12 protein-coding genes are annotated in these 24216 nt (G+C 38.4%); 7 read left to right on the forward strand and 5 right to left on the reverse strand.

Translation table 11 applies throughout. The features are described from left to right. The first annotated feature begins 283 nt into the window (after nucleotides 1–283). The 5 genes from GR162_RS08445 (at nucleotide 284) to GR162_RS08465 (ending at nucleotide 8880) form a co-directional block, all read left to right on the forward strand. Complete coding sequence (locus GR162_RS08445) at nucleotides 284–2266, forward strand: glycoside hydrolase family 97 protein (protein WP_160781774.1); 1983 nt, start codon at nucleotides 284–286, stop codon at nucleotides 2264–2266. An 87-nt stretch (nucleotides 2267–2353) separates the two neighbouring features. Beyond that, entirely contained in the window at nucleotides 2354–4558 is a 2205-nt protein-coding gene (locus GR162_RS08450; protein WP_160781775.1) for a beta-glucosidase, read from the forward strand. Nucleotides 4559–4580: 22 nt separating this feature from the next. Continuing rightward, the gene (locus GR162_RS08455; protein WP_160781776.1) at nucleotides 4581–6155 is read left to right on the forward strand and encodes a glycoside hydrolase family 43 protein; all 1575 of its coding nucleotides are present in this window, start codon (nucleotides 4581–4583) and stop codon (nucleotides 6153–6155) included. A 3-nt stretch (nucleotides 6156–6158) separates the two neighbouring features. Beyond that, nucleotides 6159–7964 carry a glycoside hydrolase family 2 protein gene (locus tag GR162_RS08460; protein WP_237421334.1) on the forward strand — a complete coding sequence of 602 codons (1806 nt, stop codon included), beginning with the start codon at nucleotides 6159–6161 and terminating at the stop codon, nucleotides 7962–7964. Next, nucleotides 7954–8880: an esterase family protein gene (locus tag GR162_RS08465; protein WP_202393919.1), complete on the forward strand. Its 927-nt coding sequence runs from the start codon at nucleotides 7954–7956 to the stop codon at nucleotides 8878–8880. Before GR162_RS08460 ends, GR162_RS08465 begins: the two co-directional genes overlap by 11 nt. 122 nt (nucleotides 8881–9002) lie before the next feature. Here GR162_RS08465 and GR162_RS08470 read toward each other — a convergent pair whose 3' ends face one another. The 4 genes from GR162_RS08470 to GR162_RS08485 all read right to left on the reverse strand — a co-directional run bounded on the left by GR162_RS08470 (nucleotide 9003) and on the right by GR162_RS08485 (nucleotide 20246). Further along, complete coding sequence (locus GR162_RS08470) at nucleotides 9003–13010, reverse strand: two-component regulator propeller domain-containing protein (protein ID WP_160781777.1); 4008 nt, start codon at nucleotides 13008–13010, stop codon at nucleotides 9003–9005. A 156-nt stretch (nucleotides 13011–13166) separates the two neighbouring features. After that, nucleotides 13167–15116, reverse strand: coding sequence for a sialate O-acetylesterase (locus GR162_RS08475; RefSeq protein WP_160781778.1), 1950 nt, complete (start codon nucleotides 15114–15116; stop codon nucleotides 13167–13169). 96 nt (nucleotides 15117–15212) lie between these two features. Beyond that, nucleotides 15213–17300, reverse strand: a complete 2088-nt coding sequence (locus GR162_RS08480; protein ID WP_160781779.1) for a beta-galactosidase — start codon at nucleotides 17298–17300, stop codon at nucleotides 15213–15215. Between the two features lie 84 nt (nucleotides 17301–17384). Then, nucleotides 17385–20246 carry a TIM-barrel domain-containing protein gene (locus tag GR162_RS08485; RefSeq protein ID WP_160781780.1) on the reverse strand — a complete coding sequence of 954 codons (2862 nt, stop codon included), beginning with the start codon at nucleotides 20244–20246 and terminating at the stop codon, nucleotides 17385–17387. Nucleotides 20247–20746: 500 nt separating this feature from the next. Between GR162_RS08485 and GR162_RS08490 the strand changes: the two genes are divergently transcribed. Both GR162_RS08490 and GR162_RS08495 read left to right on the forward strand, forming a co-directional pair. Continuing rightward, nucleotides 20747–23143 (forward strand): glycoside hydrolase family 31 protein, encoded by a 2397-nt coding sequence (locus GR162_RS08490; protein WP_160781781.1) that lies wholly within the window; start codon nucleotides 20747–20749, stop codon nucleotides 23141–23143. Between the two features lie 10 nt (nucleotides 23144–23153). Further along, nucleotides 23154–23498 carry an L-rhamnose mutarotase gene (locus GR162_RS08495; RefSeq protein WP_160781782.1) on the forward strand — a complete coding sequence of 115 codons (345 nt, stop codon included), beginning with the start codon at nucleotides 23154–23156 and terminating at the stop codon, nucleotides 23496–23498. 113 nt (nucleotides 23499–23611) lie between these two features. Here GR162_RS08495 and GR162_RS08500 read toward each other — a convergent pair whose 3' ends face one another. Then, the gene (locus GR162_RS08500; RefSeq protein ID WP_160781783.1) at nucleotides 23612–24148 is read right to left on the reverse strand and encodes a dihydrofolate reductase family protein; all 537 of its coding nucleotides are present in this window, start codon (nucleotides 24146–24148) and stop codon (nucleotides 23612–23614) included. Between the last annotated feature and the right edge of the window lie 68 nt (nucleotides 24149–24216).

The following is a 24216-nucleotide window of genomic DNA, read 5'->3' on the forward strand; positions in this document are numbered from 1 at the left end:
GAAAACCATATCAATTCATCTTTATATTGTCTAAAATATTGATGATTACAACAATTATTGCCCTTTTTTAATACAAAACGTACCGTATTCAGCTATTTTTTCTTGTCAAATTTGCCCGTTGAAAAAACTTCGAAGCTATAATTCGAAAGCTCCAATATGAATTAGTGCAGTGAGATGTCAAAAATAGTTTTCCAAAAGAGATAACACTTACGCGAACGTTTTTAAGTTTTTTCAAAGCGCATTAAAGAACATGTATTTACTAACTAGAATAACCACACAGCAAATGAACAGGACATTATTACAGGCAATTATTTTTATATTTTTATCAGCAAGCGGATCGGCGCAAGTGCTTCATCTCAAATCTCCCAACGGAAAGATTGAGATGGACTTAGAAAACGGCACCAAAATCCGATGGTCTGTGAAACATAACAATACAGAAGTCGTTGCCCCTTCTGCTATTTCACTAACCTTGGGCAGCGGAGAGATTTTGGGAAACAATGCGAAAATTACTAGCACTAAAAAATCAGCTTCTAATACTACTTTTGAAACGCCTGTTTATAAGAAGAAAACGGTTGTAGACCAATACAATCAGCTGGTTGTGAATTTTAAAGGAAATTTTGGCCTGATACTAAGAGCCTATAATGATGGTGTAGCGTATCGTTTTTTTACAAATAAGAATAAAAAAAATACCATTGCATCTGAAGAAGCCAGTTTTAACTTCAGCCAAGACCATAAAGCTTTTGTGCCCTATGTTCGCGATTTAAGAGAAAAAGACATGTACACTTCTGCTTTTGAAGCGCTTTATGACGAAATTCCGCTTTCTAAATTCGTCAAAGATTCACTGGCTATTTCTCCGCTTCTTGTTGATTTAGGAAATGGAAAAAAGGTAGCTATTATTGAGGCTGAACTCCAAGATTATCCTGGGATGTTCTTAACACGCAACAATGAGGCACAATATGGACTGAAGGGAATATTTGCCCATTACCCAAAAAAAGAACGTTTAGGAGGCTATAATAAAATGAATTATATGGTCTCTGAGAGAGAAAACTACATTGCAGAAACAAACGGCAGTAGAAGTTTTCCTTGGAGGGCAATCATTATAAGTGAGAAAGACAGCGAACTTTTGAATAATGATTTGGTTCAAAAACTTTCTTCGCCCTCACAAATTTCCGATATGAGCTGGATCAAACCCGGTAAAGTGGCTTGGGACTGGTGGAATGACTGGAATATATCGAAAGTAGATTTTAAGGCCGGAATCAATACGCAGACTTATAAATATTATATTGATTTTGCTTCTAAAAACAATATTGAATATGTGGTGATAGACGAGGGATGGAGTGAAGAAACCGATATCTTGAAGATCTCGCCAGCTATGGACATTAAAGAACTTATCGAATACGGGAAACAAAAAAATGTAGGAATCATTCTTTGGGCTTCATGGTATGCCATAAATCAGGTTTTAGATGATGCGTTTGCGAAGTATTCGAATATGGGAGTGAAAGGCTTTAAAATAGATTTCATAGACCGCGACGATCAAAAAATGGTTAACTCTCTTTATAATATTGCCAATAAAGCAGCTTCTTACAAACTTCTTATTGACTATCACGGAATGTATAAGCCAACGGGCATTCAAAGAACCTATCCTAATATTGTGAATTTTGAAGGTGTTAAAGGATTGGAAAATGCCAAATGGACACCAAATGATGACATGCCGCATTATGAAGCGAGCATCCCTTTTATAAGAATGCTGGCCGGCCCTATGGACTATACGCCGGGAGCTATGCGCAATGCGACAAAAGCAGATTTTCGTCCAAGCAATTCGCTGCCTATGAGCCAAGGCACAAGATGCCATCAGTTGGGAATGTATGTTCTTTATGAAGCGCCGCTGCAAATGATGGCAGATAGTCCAACAGCTTATATGAAAGAGCAGGAAAGCACTACATTTATATCTCAAATTCCAACCACTTTTGATGAAACTGTTGCGCTGGATGGAAAAGTGAGCGAATATGCTGTCATTGCCAGAAAAAAAGGCAATACATGGTTTGTAGGCGGATTAACCAATTGGTCGGCTAGAGAAATAGAGATCGATTTATCTTTCCTTGAAAAAGGAAGCTTTACAGCAGAAGTTTTTAAAGACGGTTTGAATGCCGAAAAAGATCCTACAGATTATAAGCGCGAAATAATTAAAGTTACAAATGCCGCTAAGCTGAAAGTGCAAATGGCACCTGGAGGCGGTTTTGCGATTATAATTAACCCAGAAAAGTAATTGAAATATCATGGAATGGTGCTCTGCTTATTTCAATTAAGGGAAGGATTGTTCGTGATTTCATAAATAATTAGAAAGTATACCATAATGAAAAAAAGATATATCACTGTTTTACTATTACTATATTTTTTCCTCTCACCATTTTTTGGATGGGCGCAATCTGCTCTTTATTTAGATGAAAGCCAGCCAATAGAAGTTCGTGTAAAGGATGCCTTATCGCGAATGACGGTAGAAGAAAAAGTGGCGCTCTGCCATGCCCAGTCAAAGTTTAGCTCCAAAGGAGTTCCTCGTTTGGGCATACCAGATCTATGGTCATCAGATGGATCGCACGGAGTGAGCGATGAAAAATTGTGGGATGAATGGAACTCAGCACAATGGACGAATGACTCATGCACTGCTTTTCCTGCCTTAACGTGTCTTGCGGCAACATTCAATCCAAAGATAGCACAGCTTTACGGCACATCTATTGGAGAAGAAGCCCGATACCGAAACAAAACCATGCTGTTAGGGCCAGGCGTCAATATTTACCGTACGCCACTTAATGGGCGAAATTTCGAATACATGGGCGAAGATCCTTTTTTGGCTTCGCGATTGGTGGTTCCATACGTGCAAGGCGTGCAGTCTAATGGAGTCGCAGCCTGCGTAAAACATTTCGCCCTGAACAACCAAGAAATTGCTCGTGGTGAAATTAATGTCAACGTAAGCGATCGTGCGTTGCATGAGATTTATCTTCCAGCCTTCAAAGCAGCAGTTCAGGAAGGAAACGTATGGTCGATCATGGGAGCCTATAACAAAATATGGGGAGTGCACTGCTGCCATAACGACATCTTGCTCAACCAAATCTTAAAAACCGACTGGAAATTTGATGGTGTAGTGGTTAGCGATTGGGGAGGTGTCCACAATACGGATGAAGCGGTCAATGGCGGACTTGATATTGAAATGGGCACTTATACAAACGGATTGACCACGCAAGGCCATTTTCCTTTCTCAAGCTATTATTTAGCCGATCCTTTTTTAAAGGGAATTAAATCGGGCAAATACGAGATGTCAAAACTTGACGATAAAGCAAGCCGAATTCTCCTAATGATTTTCCGCACCACTATGAGCGCCAATCGTCCTTATGGCCGTTTTGTTTCTCCTGAGCATAGCGATGCAGCCCGAAAAATAGCACAGGAAGGAATCGTACTGCTTAAAAATGAGAAACAGTTTTTGCCTATTCCACAAGGCAGATATAAAAAAATTGCTGTGATCGGTGAAAATGCCGTGAAAAGCCTGATTGTTGGTGGAGGTTCTACGTCATTGAAAGCGGCTTACGAAATTTCTCCTTTGCAGGGATTAAAAAATAAATACGGCGAAAATAATATTGTTTACAGTATGGGATATGCTTCGGGACGACCGCTTTATGGCGCCGAAGAACCATCTAAATTAAATCTTGATTCTTTGCAAAACGCAGCAATTGAAACTGCCCGCCATGCAGATATAGTGCTTTTTGTTGGAGGGCTGAATAAAAATTATTTTCAGGATTGCGAAAGCGGAGACCGTAAATCATTGAGCCTTCCGTTTGGTCAAGATAAGCTTATTGAAGAAATTCAGAAAGTGAATCATAACGTTGCGGTTATTTTACTAAGCGGAAATGCAGTTTTGATGCCTTGGCTTAACAAAACAAAAGCCGTTGTGCAAGGATGGTATCTTGGCTCGGAAGCAGGAAATGCTTTGGCTGATATTATTTCGGGTGAAGCAAATCCGTCAGGAAAACTTCCGATTTCATTTCCTAAAAAATTGGAAGACGGCGGGGCACATGCTTTTGACCAACTTTGTTATCCAGGTGACGAAAAAAATGTCTATTATAAAGAAGACATCTTAGTAGGATACCGCTGGTACGATACTAAAAAAATCCCTGTGCTTTTCCCTTTCGGATATGGATTGAGCTACACCACATTCCAGTACGGAAAGCCAGCTGTTTCATCAAAAACGATTACAGCTGCTGACTCTTTAGAGGTAACAGTTTCCATAAAAAACATAGGAAAAGTGGCAGGAAAAGAAGTTGTGCAGCTTTATGTTAATGACGAAACGTCAAGCCTGCCTCGTCCAATTAAGGAGTTAAAAGGATTTGAAAAAATTTCGCTTGAACTGGGAGAAGAAAAAACAGTGCGTTTTACTTTAACAAAAAAAGATCTTTCTTATTACGACGACACTAAAAAAGAATGGATTGCAGAACCAGGCAAATTCAGAATAATGATTGGAGCTTCGGCTACTGATATTAGAGGTGTGGCAGATTTTAATTTAAAATAAAGCATTGCAATAATTTACAATTATGAAAAGAATAATTTTCCTTTTAATTACTATAGTCGGATGCTGCCATTTTTTGAATGCGCAAGGATACAAGAATCCAGTTATTTCTGGATTTCATCCCGATCCGAGCGTTTGCAGAGTAGGAGATGACTATTATCTGGTGACTTCCAGCTTTGAGTACTTTCCGGGAGTTCCTGTTTTTCACAGTAAAGATTTAATCAATTGGACCAAAATTGGGCATTGCCTTACGCGTGCTTCTCAGCTCAAATTAGACAAATGCGCTCCTTCAGCTGGGATTTATGCTCCAACAATCCGTTATCATGAAGGGCGTTTTTATATGGTCACGACCAATGTATCGGGCGGAGGAAATTTTTATGTGCATACTGATAATCCTGCAGGAGAATGGTCAGAACCCGTTTTTGTCGATCAAGGCGGTATAGATCCTTCTTTATATTTTGAGGATGGCAAATCTTATTTTGTATCGAATCAGAATGGCATTACGATCTGCGAAATTGATATTAAAACAGGAAAAAAACTCACCAAAGGACAAACGGTATGGAATGGGACTGGAGGACGTTATCCTGAAGCGCCGCACATTTATAAAAAAGACAGCTGGTACTATTTGCTTATTTCTGAAGGAGGCACAGAATACGGCCATAAAATAACCATAGCGCGAAGCAGGAACATTTATGGACCCTATGAGTCCAATCCTGCCAACCCGATTCTGACGCATATCAATGAAATTGCTCAAAGCAATCCGATTCAAGGTACAGGGCATGGCGATTTTATTCAGGCGCATGATGGTTCTTGGTGGATTGTCTTTCTGGCTTTCCGCCCGCAAAGTCTGCTGCACCATGTTTTAGGCCGAGAAACCTTTTTGGCTCCTGTAAGATGGGATGCAGATGCTTGGCCCGTAATAAATGGCAATGGCACAGTAAATATAGATATGAATGTGCCTACTTTGCCATTACAGGCTGTAAAACCTCATGATTTTTCTACGAGTTTTGATGAAATGAAGCTCGGTGTCGATTGGAATTATCTTAGAAATCCTTTTATGCAACAGTATTCACTTACCGAAAAAAAAGGTTCATTGCGATTAAAAGCCACTTCGGTATCTTTAGACGATAATGATTCGCCAACCTTTGCAGGACGCAGACAGGAACACATTGATTTTTCAGCTTCCACCGTGATGTCATTGAATAATGCAAAAAGCGGAGATGAAGCTGGAATGACCATTTTCTATTCGAGTCAGGCGCATTACGACCTTTCTTTGAAAAAAACAGAAAAAGGCAAAAACAAACTAGTATTGCGTTATAAAATGGGCATACTGAATCATACCGCATCTGAAGCGGAAATTCCTGCAGATAAAATTTATTTGAAAGTGGAAGGCAATAAGGATTTTTATAGCTTCTATTATTCTTTGGATGGAAAAGAATTTAAGTTTTTGGATAAAATCAATGTTTGGTATCTAAGCTCTGAGACAAATGGAGGTTTTACTGGCGTGTATGTTGGACTGTATGCCTCATCTCAAAATAAGAATACCAAAGCCTTTGCGGATTTTGACAGTATCACATATAAACCCGGTAAAATGGAATAGAAAATGGATCGACTGCAAAAAATCTGCAAAGCACAGATAATAAACGTTTTATTGGCAGTTTTTTTAGCCAGCACGACAAATGCCCAAACAGCAATGGCCAATGCTGCATCTAGAAACTCAACAAGTTTGAATGGGAAATGGAAAGTGCTGTCTGATCCGGGAGCTGCTGGCGACTGGAAGAAAGTTTGGATAGAGCCAAAACCGCAGAAGAAAACAGATTTTTTTGAATATTCATTTGACGGTGCGCCAGAATTGAATGTTCCGGGCGATTTCAATTCGCAATTGTGCGAGCTTGCTTTTTATGAAGGTGCTGTCTGGTACAAAAAAGCGGTTACTCTTAAAAAGAAAAATTCAAGGCAGTTTCTGTACTTTGGAGCTATAAATTATAGCGCTGACGTGTATTTTAATGAAGAAAAACTGGGAAGCCATGAAGGAGGCTTCACTCCGTTTCAATTTGAAATTACAGGCAAAATAAAGGATGGAGATAATATCATTATTGTAAAAGCAGACAATAGGCGTTTAGAGAACGGAATTCCCGGTTTAGGATATGACTGGCTGAATTATGGAGGAATTACTCGCGAGGTGAAAATTATTGAAACCTCAAAAACATACATTGAGGATTATTCCATCCAGCTAGAAAAAGGCAGTCTGACCAATGTGCAGGGATGGATTCGATTAAGCGGTGAGAATTTGAGCCAGAAAATTATAGTTAAAATACCAGAATTAAATATTGTTTATCAGACAAAGACCAATAGCAACGGTTATGCAAAGCTTGAATTTTCGTCCAAGTTTAAGCTATGGTCACCTCAAAATCCTAAACGATACCATGTAATTGTGGAATGCGACACCGATTCCATTGCTGATGAAATTGGCTTTAGGAGCATTGAAACTAAAGGGAGTGAAATTCTGCTTAATAAAAAACCAATTTTCATTAAGGCCATAAACATTCATGAAGAAAATCCGATGAAAAAAGCAAGAGCATTTTCATTGGATGATGACAGGCTATTGCTTAATTCTGCCAAAGAGTTAGGATGTAATTTAGTGAGATTGGCACATTATCCGCATAATGAAGACATGATTAAAGAAGCTGAAAAAATGGGTCTGATGGTGTGGAGCGAACTTCCGATCTATCAGAATATTAAGTTTTCCGATAGTTTGGTTCCCAAAAAAATGCGGCATATGCTGCAAGAAATGATTGCTAGAGACAAAAACCGATGTGCAGTTGTGGTCTGGAGCCTTTCGAACGAAACATATCCCGGCACTCCAAATAGAGATAAAGCGCTTATTGATTTAACAAAAGAATGTAAAGCGATCGATTCTACAAGATTGGTTACCCATGTTATCAATACGCAAGGTTATGCCAATAATGCATTTCATGTTTGGGATCCGCTTTATAATTATTCTGATTTAGTTGCTCTTAATGAGTATATTGGCTGGTATATTCCTTGGCAAGGAAAATCTTCAGAAGTAAAGTGGAAAATAGATTTCTCTAATAAACCTGTATTCATTTCAGAATTTGGAGCCGAGGCATTATATGGAAATAGAAATGTGCCTACAGATCAAGCTGCCTACTGGTCTGAAGAATATCAAGAGCAGGTTTACAAAAATCAGATCGAAATGTTTAACACTATTCCAAATTTAAGAGGCGTCTGTCCATGGTTATTGTTTGATTACAGGTCATTGGGAAGAATGCATCCTGTATATCAAAAAGGGTATAATAGGAAAGGATTAATCTCTGAAAATGGAGAAAAGAAAAAAACTTGGTTTATTATGAATGACTATTATAAAAAAAAGAAGAATGAAAACTAAAATGATATTAATTGCAATTTTGGCTTTGGCCTGCTGCTCTATAGGACATTCCCAAACAGAAAATGCTACAGATAAAAAATTAAACCTGCAGCCCATAGTATTGAATGCCGACGACAAACCAGCGTTTCCAGATCCTCCAAAAGGATTTAGGGACAAGCACGCGGAATTGGCTTCTGGAAAACTGACAGTGGTTCAGTACAATTCTAAAACACTGGGCACGCGACGCGAAATGGCAGTCTACACCCCTGCAGGTTATGCAGCTGATAAAAAATACCCTGTGCTTTATCTGCTCCATGGCCTTAATTCAGATAAAGGGCAATGGACGGATTGGATTCGTGCCCAGGATGTTATAGATAATTTAATCCGTGACGGAAAAATCAAGCCAATGCTGGTGGTTTTTCCCAACTGCAACTCAAGTGTCACCGTTGAAAATCCGGCTCCTGACCAAGAGAAGGAGAAAGAAATGGGATATAAAAGTTATGGAGTATCTTTTGAGAAAGATCTGCTGAAGGATATCATTCCGTATATTGAATCAAATTATGCTGTATATCGCAACAGACAGCAGCGAGCTTTAGCAGGTTTATCTATGGGAGGCGGACAATCTTTGAATATTGGCCTTTCTCATATCGATACTTTTGCTTTTATTGGAGGCTTTTCTTCAGCTCCCAATACAAATGAAGTAGGAGGGCTTTCTACGCTAAAACTTATGCCTGACGTAAAAGCAGCAAGAAAAAATCTTAAAGTATTGTGGGTTTCTTGTGGAAGTAAAGACTGGCTTTTTAATGTGAGCCAGCGCATTCATGGCTGCTTAAAGACCAATCAAGTGCCTCATGTGTGGCATGTAGATGGCAATGCGCACGATGATGTAGAATGGGCCAACAATCTGTATCTTTTCTCGAAGCATATTTTCAAATAAAAATCTTTTAAGCAGTTTATAGCCGTTTTTGAAATACTTTTAAATAAAACGAATATAGTGTGAGAAAATTAAAAAAAGCAGCCTTAATGTATCATTAAAAGTTGCTTTTTTTTGTTACGCTGTTATAGCTTTTTATGAAGTTTTAAATACTCAGAAGGAGATAAGCCAAATTCTTCACGGAAATATTTTGAAAATCTTTTCGGCGAATTAAATCCGACTTCATAGGCTATCTGCGAAACCTGCAGTTGGCTTTTATCCAGAAGCTGGCGTCCTCTTTTCAAACGTATGGTTCTAATGAATTCGGCTGGTCCTTTTCCAGTTATGAACATCAGTTTTTTGTACAGATGTCCTCGGCTCAAACCCAAAATATCTCCTAGATTTTCTACAGAGAATTCCGTGTTGCTGATATGCTGCTCTACGGCTTTTATGGCTTTTTCAATAAAAATTTCATCTAGAGAGGTAATGGTAATCTCCTGCGGATTAACATCTATTTTTTGCTTAAATGCGGCATGGCTTTTTTTGGTCCATTCGATAAATTTATTAATTCGAAGTTTGAGAATATGAATATTAAATGGTTTAGTAATATAATCGTCGGCTCCGTATTTTAATCCGTCAATATGATATTCTTCAGCAGTACGTGCGGTAAGCAGAATTACTGGGATATGCGACCAGTAGATATTGGTTTTGACCAATTTGCAAAGCTCAATGCCATCCATAACAGGCATCATTACATCACTTACAATAACCGTTATATTGTGTTTTTGAAGCAGTTCGATAGCCTCTTGACCATTATGGGCAGTAAGCACCGTAAAGTCGTCTTTTAGGTTGTCTTCTATAAATTCGCACAAATCTTTATTGTCATCTACAAAAAGAACCAGCTGTTCAGTAGGACTGTCTATTTTCTCCTCCTCAATGGTTATAATATCAGACTGAGCAGGACTAACCATTAAATTCTTTTCAGAACTTTCTCTAATTGGGATTTTAAAAGTAAATGCACAACCATGCGGAACATTATCTTCAATAGTTATAGTGCCACCATGAAGATGTATGTATTCATACGCAATATGCAATCCAAGACCGCTGCCGGTTTCATTTTGGCTTTGTTCGCCTTGATAAAATCTCTCAAATACAAGCGGTTTATCGTTGTCGCTGATTCCTGGACCCGTGTCGCGAACTTTGGCACAGACTTGAGTACCGTCACTGCTAATTTCTACCTGAATTTTTCCTCCATCGGGAGTATATTTAAAAGCATTCGAAAGCAGATTGGTAAGTGTTTTTTGGATCTTATCCTTATCAAATTCCATAAGCAGACTCTCTATCTCGCTTTCAAAAGATAATTGGATATGGCGTTCCGTAGCATAAACATTAAACGAACTGCAGATATCCTCGGCGAAACTTACAAACTCTGATGCCTTTAAGTTTAAGCTGACGATTCCTGCATCTAATTTGCGAAAATCCAGCAGAGAATTGATTAAGGAAAGAAGCTGCTGCGCATTTTTATGGATGACATTTATTTTCTTTCGCATAACCTCATCCATAGAATCATTCAAGAGCACTTGCAGAGGCGTTATGATAAGGGTTAGAGGAGTTCTCAGATCATGGCTTATGTTGGTGAAAAAGTTCAGCTTCATTTCGTTAATCTGCCATTCCTTCTCACGATTCATTCTTTCGCGCTGTTCTTCTAATTTTAAATGATGGCGGATTTTTGATCTGCGCACGGTATACCATATTAGGGCCGCGATCGTTAGCCCATAAAAAAGATACGCCCAGATAGTTAAATAAAAAGGAGGCAGTACACTCAATGCCAATACTTTGATATTATCGTTCCAACCCGAAGCATTATCGTACGCTTTTACCAAAAGCTTGTAATTGCCGGCTGGCAAGGCAGAAATTGCAATTTTATTGTCCTGAATAGGAATCCATTCCGAATTAAACCCTTCAATCCTGTAAAAATACTTGACTTTATCGGCATTTAATAAATCTGTGCTCGTAAACTTAAGAGTAATAAGCCTGTCATCGTGCCTTAAAGTAAGCTTGGAAAGCAGTTCTGTCGAATGCTGCAATAATTTATGCCCATTATAGATAGAATCCACCTCAATATTCTGATTTCCAAGAGTTAGTCCTGTGAAAATAATTTTTGAAACAGGTTTGTTTTCTTTTAACAGCTTGTTTGGGTTGATTATGGTATATCCGTCCAGATTGCCAAGCAAAATATCACCGTTTCTTAATTGCAGAATAGTGTGTTTGTTAAAATAATTATCTATTAATCCGTCTTTTACCGAATAGTTTTTACTGCTTATGGATAAATTATCATTTGCATCATAACTGACCGTTAAAATAGAAAGCCCATTGGGAGTTGTAACCCAAATGTTATTGCGGTTATCTTCCAATATGCCGCTTACAGAATTGTCGCAAAGGCCATTTGATTTGTTGAAGTAATAAATGGTATCTTTTTTCGGATCCCAGATATTCAGTCCATCATTATGGGCAATCCATAAAATATTGTGTTTGTCTTTGTAGATCGTAGAAATCTGAAAGTGTTTGAATTTTTGCGTTCCTTTTTTATTGCCATACGATACGACTTTCTTATTATTGGTAATATCAATATTGAAAAGCCCGTAACCCGTACCCAGCAGAAGCTCATCGCCTGAATCGTAAAACATATCGAGCGCAAAGACTTGATCTTCAAATACAGAAACGACAGAATCAAAACTAGTGGCATCGGACGGAAGCTGCTGTATTTTTCCTCCCATAGACCCTATCCAGATATTTCCGTAACGATCCTGTTTTAAGTTCCAGACATTGTTGTTGCTTAGTTTGCTGTTTTTCGTGGTATATTGGGTTATGGCGCCATTTTGCCAGCAAAACAGCCCGTTTTGATAAGTGCCGATCCAAATGCGGTTTTTGCGATCTTCCAACAAACAGGTGATGGCTGCTTTGGGAAATGGAATTCGAGAAGTATTTCCTGATTTTTTATCTTTTTTAAAAAGTCCTTTCCCATCTGTTGCAATCCAGAGATCTTCGTTGTGATCCTCCATTATGGTGCTAATATCAGAGCATTCCGGGTGTTTGAAATTGATGAAATTTTTAAAGCTTTCATTAAAAAAAGAGAGCCCTTTTTTGCTGTGACCAATCCAGATAGTCCTATCGTTGTCGCGATATAGGCAAGTGATATTGTTGGATGGCAGAGAATTGTCTTTGTTTGAGTTTTGAACACAGTTTGTTATGCTGTTTTTTGATTTGTCAAAAATAAAAAGCCCTTTATGGTCTGTTCCAATCCATATTTCGCCTGGCTTATTTTCGATAATGCTGCTAACGAAATTAATGTCGCTGTCTACACTGGATTTTAATGTTATAGAGCTCCATTTCTTAGTTTGATGATCTTGATAAGAAACTTCATTGGGGTTATTGCTGAAATAGACCCATAATCCGTTGTTGCTGTCCAGAAAAACGATATGCCATTCATCAGTTCCATTTTTTCTGCTGGAAGCTGGGAGTTTAATGGTTTTAATATGGCCTGTAGTACTGTTTAACTGCCAGCATTTTTGAGAATTTTCAATGCAATATACAGACTCGCCATTATCTGTTACGCTAGCAAAAAAAGGATTTTCAATGTTTACGCCAGTAAAGACAGAAGTATGCCTTTTTTTTATATCGTAGAAAAATATGTTTTTTTTATTGAAAACCCATAAATTCTTTTTTTTATCCACATAAATTTTACAGTTGGCATCTGCGCGAATGTGCAACTTATTTAAAAGAGAAGTGATGTCCGTAATAAAGCAGTCCTTATCTCTGTTATATATCGCATTATCATGCCCGAAATTGACCCATATATTTCCCAAGCCGTCTTCTTGAAGACCTAAAATATCGTTGGAAATTAAGCTATTGGGCTTTTTGGAGTTGGTGGTGTAAACTTTGAATTCGTAACCATCATATCGATTAAGTCCAGTTTCAGTGCCAATCCATAAAAAACCGTAGCTGTCCCTTAGAAATGTCTTGACATTGGTGCTCGAAAATCCTTCGCTGGTTTTCAACTGGTGAAAAATATAATTGGACTGCGCAAGAATACTTTGGAAAGAAATTATTCCAAAAAGAGCAAGAAACAATAAGAGGACTTTATGCTTTTTCATTCGGTCTAAATTAATCATTTATCTGAATTTGCAGTGTAAGAAGGGCTATTTTTATCTAAAATCACAGTCAACATTCCAATTCATATCAATTCTATTTTCTTTAGAATCGATATGAGAAATTGAAATGTGCAATAAGCCTTTACTTTATAAAATGGCTTATTTTTCAAAGCTGTATTGAATGCCTTTTGTGATGCTATTCCAGTCGTCTGTTCGAAAAGGAACAGCAGGGAAATTTTCAGCATTGTACAGATTACAATCACTAGCATCGTCAGCCCAACCGTAGCGAATTGCTTCTGGATTCTGAACCTGATCGCTCCATACCAAAAGCTGGCTGCCTTTTATTTGAGCTTTGGCATAATGAAAAACATGATCGGATCCTGCAATTTCAAATCCTTTTATATATTGGTATTTGTCATGAACCATTAAACCGTTTTCGGCATTGTCAAATGTTAAGAGCATCTGATTGCCTTTCGTTTCCATAGATTTGTAGGCTGGTCCGCTGAAAACTTTTCCTTTGCCATACACTTTATTTAAAGCGATGGCAGCCAGTCTGTATCCTACATCTTGTTTATTTTTTGGATGAATATCTTTTGGATCTCCAATATCTGCAGTAACGCACATGCCAGTATTGACAACATTGTTAAGGGTGAAAGTTTGCGCTTCTCTTAATTCTGCCCAATAACTGCCAACGCTGCTGTTTCCTCCAAACTCATTAAAAGAAGACAGCTGGACAAAAAAGAAAGGAAAATCACCTTGATTCCATTTTGTTCTCCAGTCATTGATTAGTAACGGAAAAGCTTTTTTATATTGTTCGGCACGTGTAGCATTTGCCTCGCCTTGATACCATAAAACTCCTTCAATAGCATACGGAATCAAAGGATTGATCATGGCATTATAAAGAAGGGCAGGGTAGCTGTTTGGAGACAAGTCTGTTCTGATTTCTGTAACCTGAAATTTCCATTTTCCTGCAAGTGGTACAATGGTACTGTCTACAGTTAATTTTAAGTCAGCCTCATCGCCAAAAATGCCGCCTCCTCCGCTGTAATCTGTCACTCTTACTGCAATAGTGTTAAGCCCGTCTTTAAGCGTTCCGGCAGGTACTTTGTATATTCTTTTTTTGTCCCATTGGGTATTCTTTCCCACTTCAATTCCATTTACATAAGAAAGGTCTTCATCGTCTATTTTGCCAAGCTCCAATAAAGCCTCTTTACCAGCATCTTCTTTTGAAATCATAAAAGATTTGCGCATCCACAATGTGCCGTCTAAACTGCCCAATTGCTGGTTCCACAATTGCGGTACGTGCATTTCTGGCCACGAACTATCGTCAAAGTTTACCGTTTTGTATTGGCTTTCTGAGTTTGAAGTGATTTTAGATCCTTGAAGATTTTCAATCTGTACTTTCAGTGTAGCCAGTTTATTTTTCAGCAATGAATCCATAGGGATTTTTGGTAGGTCGACAATCATGCTGCTGAATTCGGGACTTTTTTCAAAAGCTTCCCTGCTGGTCCATGTTTCCACGCAAGTGCCTCCCCAAGAGGAGTTTATTATCCCAATAGGGATTTTTAATTCATTGTATATTTTTTTGGCGAAAAAATAACCCACCGCTGTAAAAGCTCCTGTATTTTTTTTACTGCTTTCTTTCCAACTTCCAGCTTTGAGTTCCTCTTTAGGTGTCGAGTTTAAATCTTTGTCTACTAAAAATTGTCTTATCCAAGGATTATCTGCCTGACTGATTTCATAATCGGCATTCTGTGCCTGAGCAACTGGCCATTCCATATTAGACTGTCCGCTGCATACCCAGACTTCGCCGACTAGGACGTTCTCAATAATAATACTGTTGTTTCCTTTAATGGTCATTTTAAAAGGACCGCCTGCTTTTTCAGGTTTCAAGTACAAAAGCCATTTTCCGTTTTTGTCCGCTTTAGTTTTCTGAGTCTGTTTGTTAAAAGTGACTTCAATTTTTTCTCCAGAATTGGCCCATCCCCAAACAGAAATAGGTTTATTGCGCTGTAAAACCATTCCATCGCTAAAAAGCAGTGGCATTTTTACATTTGCATTTGCACACAAACTCAGGGCAAAAAGCAAAGTGATTAAATTCTTTTTCATTTGATTGGTTTAAATTTATAGTTAGTCAGTGTTGAAACCTGCAACAGAAGCTGCAGGAATCTTTAAGAATTATGGCTGTTTAGAAAAAAGTCATTTTTATTGCTGCCAAACGGTTACGCCTCCTGGCGGTACCGTTTTACCGCCAATTAAAATATTTGCAGTGTTGGATATTTTTTCGATCTGGTAATCTTCTGAAGAATAATTGACTGCAATCCAGAATCCATCTCGCCAGCTAACGTAAACTCCTTTAGGATAATGCTCCACAGCGATCCCAACCTGATTATACACCTGCTGCAGGACTTCTTTTTCAAGTTGTCCATCGTCTGTATCTGTGCCAATATAAGTAACGGTTCCTTTCCCTATTTTGTTGGTCACCACAGCTGCCGTGCCTGCGTAAAATTGGTTCGTGTATTTGGCAAGTACATTTTCGGGCTTATTGGTTTTTACTAAATCTGCCCAGTTGTTCCAGTAATATTCTTTTCCGAAACCTTGGATAGTTCCTTTTGCATAAGGCAGAAGATGATCAAAGTCTTCAATTTTGGCATCGATTAAAGGATAAATCGGAGCGCCCCATCCTGCTTGGAATAAATGGCCGTTTCTGTCCTTAACAGCCGTACGCACGGTTAAGATTAAATGCCCGCCTTGTTTTACGTACTCTGTCCATTTGGCAATAAGTTTCTCATCGGCCAGTTCGTATGCAGGAGCAACCACAACCGCATAAGAATCTAATGGTTCGTTTTCATAAATTATTTCTGCTGGTGCTCCGTATGATTTTACGATTTCAAGATATTTTTGAAAAAAAGATAGCGTATTCCATTGGCTTGTTTGCGCTTGACGGCCCATGCTCCAAGAATTGTCATAATTCCATAATAAAGCAGTTCTTCGAGCCTTAATTTCTCTAGGCATTTCTGCCTTCGGATTATAAGCTTTTCTTAATAATTTCATTTCCTGCATCGTCTGCTGGTAATCTTTTCCTCCTTGTGATAGGGTAGTTCCATCAAGTTTTGTAATGCCGCTGTGGTATTGCTCTGCACCGTAATTGATCTGGCGGTAACGATAAGAGCACGCAAAAGACATGCCTTCGGCCATACAATGATAAAGCCACATGCGTACTACGCCGGGCTGCAGCAGAGGATTAACATTTCCCCAATTGACAAAACCAGGCTGAAGCTCCATAATTCCTGAAATATTATCTCTGGTTTTAAAGAAGCTCAAGGCAAAAGAAAGTTCTTGAGGATCGCCAAGACGAAAGCCTTTGTCTCCAATATTAAAAACTCCTTTGTTAGGATAGCTGGTAAAAGAGTTAAAATCGAGTTTTTTTGTTCTTCTAGGATCTGCTGATGGAGTAGTAGCGGTATAATTTGTTGTTACAAACTGATTTTTAGCAATTAAAGGTCTGATAAGGTCTGCTTGAAAATCTAAAAAATCGGCCTGTGTATCGGCTGTATATCGTTTAAAGTCCAGCAAAGCATGCGGATTGATTCCCCACCATCCAACATGATCAGCATTTGGGATTTTAACTTGGTCAAAACTGCTGTACGTCTGACTCCAGAAAGAGGCTCCCCATGCCGTATTTAAAGCGTTTATGGTGCGGTATTTATTCTCTAACCATTTGCGGAAAGTGTCTTGAGAAGAAGGACTGTAATCTTCTTTCGCTTCTGGCTCGTTGTCGAGCTGCCATCCCATTACATTTGGATTATGGCCATAGCGCGCTGCCAATTTACTAATGATGTTTTTAGAAAAATTTCTCCATACTGGATTGCTCAAAGACTGCTGTGCTCTTGTTCCATGTTCAGCCCTTTGATAATGGCTGTCCATCAGATAGATTTCAGGATATTTAATGCCCATCCAAACGGGTGAAATTGCTGTAGGTGTGCCTAAAATAACTTTTAATTTGTATTTTCCAGCCAAATCGATTACTTCGTCAAGCCATTCAAATTTGTAAAGTCCTTCTTCTGGCTCCATGTCTATCCATGCAAATTCTGCAATGTGAATAAACTCAAAACCAGTCTTAGAAATGTTACTAATGTCTCTTTCCCAGTCTTTTTTATTCCAGTGTTCCGGATAGTAATAAATCCCCATTGCCATCAGATTTTCTTTAGGAAAGAAAACAGGAGATTTCTGTGCCATTGCGCCTGCTGAAGACAGCAGCAATAAACAAACGATATAGTTTTTTAATTTCATGGATCTATATTTTTCTCACTTGCATAGAGACCTGCATTAAGGTTGTCCTAAATGCAGATGCTGAATGTGATTGTTCTAAGATGATTAAATTTTTATGACTTGAAGCGCTCCGTTATAATCGATTTCTTTTCCAGAAGCATCAGAAAGGAATGCCTTCGGGTTGGATGGATCAACAACGACGATTTTAAATTTTCGGTCTTTTAGCATGCCTTTAAAATCTCCTTTGCGCTCGCCAATGGTTAAAGTTCCCTTTTCTTGATTGAAATGGAAGCTTATCGCACTATAATGGCCTTTTTCATAATTGTAGTTAACTCCTTCATCTTCATACAAGGTAAAACTGCCATCGCGGCCTTTATAAACATACAATATAACATGATCAGCAGGTTTCTGATCGGTGTATTGGATTTCAGGGCCAACAGGAACTATAGCGCCTTCAGGAATAAATAGCGGAAGACGTCCATAAGGAGCATCTGCCTGTAAAGTTTGTCCGCCTAAGAGCTGCTTGCCCGTATAAAAATCATACCAGTTTGTGCCAGCAGGAAGATACACTTCTCTTTTTCGTGCTCCATATTGGTAAACAGGGCAGACCATAAAAGAAGATCCGAACATGAATTGGTTGCTGATGTTAACGACATTTTTATCGTTTTGAAAATCCATCACCAAAGGACGCATAATGGTATAATCGTTAAAATGCGTCATACCCGCCATTGTATAGATATAAGGCATTAATCTATAGCGAAGGCGGTCATAATATACAATAGACTCGTATGCTGGGTGACCTTCGGGAGCAATGTTCCAAGGTTCGCGATAAGGAAATTGTCCGTGTGATCGGTATAGCGGAGCAAAAGCTCCAAACTGATGCCAGCGTGCATTTAATTCACGCCATTCTTTGCTATCAGAGTTTTCATTTCCATTTTTGTCGTACTGCTGCTGTGCGCTCACATAACGGTCTTCCACACAAAATCCTCCAATATCCATCGTCCAGTACGGAATACCGCTTGCAGCAAAGTTAAGACCTGCCGAAATCTGTGCTTTCAAATCTTCCCATCTCGTTGCAATATCGCCGCTCCAGGTTGCTGTTGAGTAACGCTGCAGTCCAGCGAAACCTGATCTCGTTAAAAGAAACACACGTTTATTAGAATCTACAGCTCTTTGCCCATCGTAGATTGCTTCTGCATTCATTAAAGCATAAGTATTGAAATATTCGGTTGCAGGCCCTAAAGCGGTTGGTCCCTGCAATTTTTTGCGGTACTCCATATCGGTGCAGTCCAATACGTTAGGTTCACTAGCATCCATCCACCATGCATCAACTCCTATAGGATATAAATTCTCATAAATCTGCTTCCAAAACAGTTTGCGCGCACCGCTTGCATAAGCGTCATAAAATGAGCCTACGTAACCTGGGCCAACCCAGTCGCGTACATTGTCTTTAATGGCCTGCTGATACATCCATCCTTTTTGGTCGAATTCTTTAAAGTGGTCTGTGGTTTTATAAAATTTAGGCCAGACGGAGATCATCATTTTGGCATTCATCGAATGGATGGAGTCTGTCATGGCTTGTGGATCAGGAAAACGCTTAGGATCAAACTTGTGGCTTCCCCATGCATCATCTTCCCAATAATTCCAGTCCAATACGATATTGTCAATTGGAATCTGGCGCGTTCTGAATTCTTTTAAATTGCTTAAGATTTCATCTTGGGTTTTGTATCGCTCGCGGCTCTGCCAATATCCCATTGCCCATTTAGGCATAATTTGGGATTTTCCCGTCAAGGTTCTATATCCCTTAATTATGCTGTCCATGGAATTGCCATGAATAAAGTAGTAATCGATTTTTTTGTTCATTTCGCTCCACCAGACCTGGCTGTTTTTTTCCTCAGCCAATTGAGGCGTTCTTACCCTTAATCCGCAGTAAGAGGTTGAACCGTCTGGTCGCCATTCTATCCTTAAAGCAGTTCGTTTGTCTGCTTTTAGATTCATAGAGAATTTGTAGCTATTCGGATTCCAAGCGGTTCTCCATCGCTCGGCAACCACTAATTGATTGTCTAAATAGACTTTTACATATCCAGAATAGTACAATATAAATTTATATTCTCCGTCCTGCGGAGCTTCAATTTCGCCTTCATACGTGACATTAGCATTTTTTAAAGGAAGATCCGTTGGCAGGTTTTTAATGCTTTTTACATCCTCAAAAAAAATGGATTTTTCTTCGCGAATCAGCGGTGCATTTTTCTTCTCAGGTGTGCTGTAAGTTCCCGTTAAGAAACCAGGTTCGCCATTTTTTCCAAATAATTTGAAAACCTGATTTAATTGTTCATAAGGACGGCTGTCTCCAAATCGGCTTAAAGAATAGCTGTCCCACAAAAGCCCGTAATTTTTATTTGATACGACAAATGGTACAGATACTTTGGTATTGTATTGAAAAAGTTCTTCGCTTTTATCCTTATAATTAAATTCGTCCGACTGATGTTGTCCTAGTCCGTAAAAAGCTTCATCTTGAGGCGACTCAAATATTTGGCGCACGGTATAGCCTTTTGTCTGATCGGCTTGTATTGGAAGAAAGGTTCTGCCTCCGCCTGCTTTTTCGGCCAACAGTATTTTTCCGTTTTTATCTTTAAATTTGATTCCGCCGTCTTTTGCCGAAACCATAACATTCAGCGTTTTGGTTGAGAGTTTAATGGAATCTTTCGATTGATTAATGTGAAATGGAACAGTTTGCTGGTTGGGAACAATAATCAGACTGGAATCTTTTTGAAATTCTTGTGCTGTTGCAGCAACATGTATGAGATCATTGCCTAAAACCTGAAGGCGCAGTGTGCGCAATTGGTTTTCTGTGCTTGGGTTTAGGCCTATTAAAACACCGTCATCTGTTTTGGTGTAATTTTTAACAGCACATGATGCCAAGAGTAATCCAGCCGAAAGACCTAATGCTATTGTGTTTTTTTTCATGTTTTTTGGTTACGAATAGTTTATGATAATTAGCAGTTTTGTGATTTCTCGATTTAAAAGCATAGGAAACTGATGGAGCTGAAATTTGAATTTCTGTAAAGTTATTAGCAATCCGTATTTTAGATTGCAAAAGCTTATTAGAATCCTATTGCTAAATCGATTGTGTCAGGGTGTAAAAATATCCTTTAATGAAAGAGCATATGGGGTATAAATGTGTCATTTGACAGGCTCTTATGTATCATTATGCTTATTGAAGACCGTGAGGGGGATGGAATGTATTTTATGACAGGTCAAAATGTATCATTTTTTTTGCACCAGCCAACTAAAGAGTACATTAGCATCTGCAAAATTTCGAGGCAAGAATTAAAAGGCTTTTTTGAAGATCATATGCTCCTTCTTTTGAATTGCGACAGCATAAAAAAATCTTAAGCTTCTGCTTTTATATAATATGCAAACTAAAAAACTAAAACTATAATACTATTAACTATCAAACCATCAAAATGAAATTTATTTACCAATTAATTTGCCCTTTGCTTTTCTGTGTGATGAGCTATGGACAGAAGTATGAGAAAACAAGTCTTGGGATTAAAACCGAAGCAGACGGAAATACAATAGAAATTCAGTTTTACAGTCCTTCGATTGTAAGGGTTATAAAATATCCTGCAGCAGGAGTTTATTCCAAAGAAAGCCTTTCGGTAATCATGAAACCGTCGGCGACTGCTTTTACAGTAAAAAGTCAGGAAAGCCAAGTGGTTTTAAAATCCGAAAGTTTAAATGTTGCGGTACAGTTTCCAACAGGAGAAATCTCATTTGCAAGTTCAGATCAGACTTTACTTCGCGAGAAAAAACATGGAACAAAATTTAAACGAGTAAAAGATACCGATACCGATTCTTATGCCGTATATCAGGGATTTGATTTGGACAAAAATGAACCTATATATGGATTAGGACAGCACCAGAGAGGAGATTTAAACCAAAGAAATCAAAATTACCGTTTGGAACAGGGAAATACAGAAGATGCTGTAACTTTTTTCCAGTCGGTAAAAGGGTATGGACTTTTTTGGGATAATTATGCTCCAACAGAATTTAAAGATGATGCCAATGGGACTTCATTTGAATCTAATGTGGGAGATGGGGTAGATTACTATTTTATGTATGGCAAAAATGCAGATGGAGTGGTTTCGCAAATGAGAAAGCTTACAGGAAGCGCTCCAATGTTTCCGCTTTGGACATATGGTTTCTGGCAAAGTAAAGAACGTTATAAAAGCCAAAACGAAATAGTCGGCGTAGTAAAAAAATACCGCGAACTGGGAGTGCCTCTAGACGGAATAATTCAAGACTGGCAGTATTGGGGGAATAATTATTTATGGAATGCGATGGAGTTTCTTAATCCTGAATTTTCTGAGCCTCAAAAAATGGTGGATGAAATTCATGGCCTGAATGCTCATATGATTATTTCGATCTGGTCTTCATTTGGACCAAAAACCAAACCTTATAATGAGTTGAATAGTAACGGAATGCTATTTGATTTTTTGACGTGGCCTGAATCTGGCAGCGAAATTTTTCCGCCCAAAAAAGATTATCCTTCTGGAGTGCGTGTTTATGACGCCTATAACCCAAAGGCAAGAGACATTTATTGGAAATATGCAAGCGAAGGCCTTTTCGCAAAAGGAATTGACGGCTGGTGGATGGATTCGACAGAGCCTGATCATCTTTGGGTAAAGCCAGAAGATTATGATACCAAAACCTATTTGGGAACTTTTAGAAAGGTGCGAAATGCTTATCCTCTGATGACTGTTGGAGGAGTTTACGATCATCAGCGAAAAGAGACTTCAGATAAACGAGTTTTCATATTGACAAGATCTGCTTTTGCTGGCCAACAGCGTTATGGTGCAAATACATGGACAGGAGACGTAGGATCTAGTTGGGAAAACCTGCGCGCCCAGATTCCAGCAGGACTTAATTTTACCCTTACTGGTATGCCACATTGGAATTCAGATATTGGAGGTTTTTTTGCTGGTGCTTATAACCAAAAAGGAGAAGTTTCTGGAGCAGATAATCCTTTGTTTCGTGAGCTTTATGTTCGTTGGCTGCAATTTGGCGCTTTTAACCCGATGATGCGTTCTCATGGAACAGATATACCTCGCGAGATCTATAACTTTGGTCAGAAAGGAGAATCGGTATACGATGCGATTGAGAAGTTTATACATCTGCGCTATTCCTTATTGCCTTATATTTATTCGACATCATGGGAAGTAACTCATAGAGATTCTAGTTTTATGAGGGCATTATTTATGGATTTTGCTGCTGATTCTAAAAGCTGGGATATTAAAGATGAATTTATGTTCGGAAAATCTATTTTGGTTGCACCAGTGGTTGAGGCTCAATATACACCCGAAAAAATAAAAGAAGGCCAGAATCAAAATCAAAGTATAGATTTTACAGCAGAAAAATCAAGAACCGTTTATCTTCCTGCTGGAAGCGGCTGGTACGATTTCTGGACAAACGAAAAACTGCAAGGCGGTCAGGAAATTACCAGAAAAACAAAACTGGATATGATACCGCTATTTGTAAAGGAAGGCGCTATACTTCCAATCGGACCTCAAGTGCAATTTGCGGAGGAAAAAAAATGGGACAATCTTCAAATAAAAGTCTATCCTGGAAAGGATGGTTTCTTTACTCTTTATGAAGATGAATTTGATAATTATAATTATGAAAAAGGTGCCTACACAGAAATTGATTTCAGCTATAACGACAAGCAAAAAAAATTAACTATTTCTAACCGTAGAGGACAATATAAGGGCATGTTATCTGAAAGGACTTTTACCATTGTGCTGCCAGACGGAACAAAAAAAGTGTTGGCATATAAAGGAAAAAAAATAGAATATAAACTGTAAGCCGGAAAGTATGCCTTTAAAAAGAATATGTTATGTCTGCGATCTAATTGATAATCCAGAGCTTATAGAAGAATATAAAAAGTATCATCTTGCAGAAAATGCGCGTCCCGAAATCACAAAAAGTATTAAAGATGCAGGAATAGTCTCTATGGAAATTTACCTCCTAGCCAACAGATTATTTATGATTATAGAAGTGGATGAAACTTTTACTCCCGAAAGAAAACAGCTCATGGATGCTGCAAACACAGAGGTTCAGGAGTGGGAGCGTCTGATGTGGAAATTTCAGCAAGCGCCTCCTGGAGCAAAAGAGGGCGAAAAATGGCTGAAGATGGAGCAGATCTACACCTTGCCATAGTTTTCAAATTTTTAGGCTTGAACAGTTTGCATAATTCCAAGTTAATGGAATTATGCAAATGGTTTAAGTTTTATATTATAGATGTTATGGTGCATTAGATTATACTTAAATTTTTAGTGTTGTTTCTTTTTATAATAAAGTTGTGCCAATCCAGTTTCAAATGTTTTTGCCGAAATAAATTCAAGTATTTGCTCAGGTCTTCCGTCTTTAAAAAGTTTGGTTCCGTTGCCCAATAAAACAGGGATAATTGAAATTATGAATTCATCGATTAAACTATTTTGCAGCAGTTCGTTTATTACTTCGGCACCACCATCACAATAAATGTTTTTTCCTTTTTCAGACTTTAATCGACCGATAAGTTCCATTAAGCTTCCGGTATAAAAAGTAGTTTTGCCAATTGGCGGCCTTTCAGTTCGGGTTATTACATAAACCTCTCTTTGGCCATTGTCGTAATGAGATGGACCAATTTCTTTAAGGACATAGTCATACGTTTTTCTGCCAATAATTATTGTATCTATGTTTGCCGTAAATTCGGCATAACCATAATCTTCTCCCTCTTTTTCTACGAGTTTTAAAAAACTCAAATCATCATTGGGCTTTGCAATGTATCCATCTAGGCTCATAGCAATAAAAAGTGATATTTTTCGCATTGGTTTTAATTTTGAATGTTTAGCCAAATATACTTTCAGTCCATCAATTGTATTTTGTAAAAATGCGA

Source organism: Flavobacterium sp. HBTb2-11-1, from assembly GCF_009826975.1.
Classification (GTDB): Bacteria; Bacteroidota; Bacteroidia; order Flavobacteriales; family Flavobacteriaceae; genus Flavobacterium.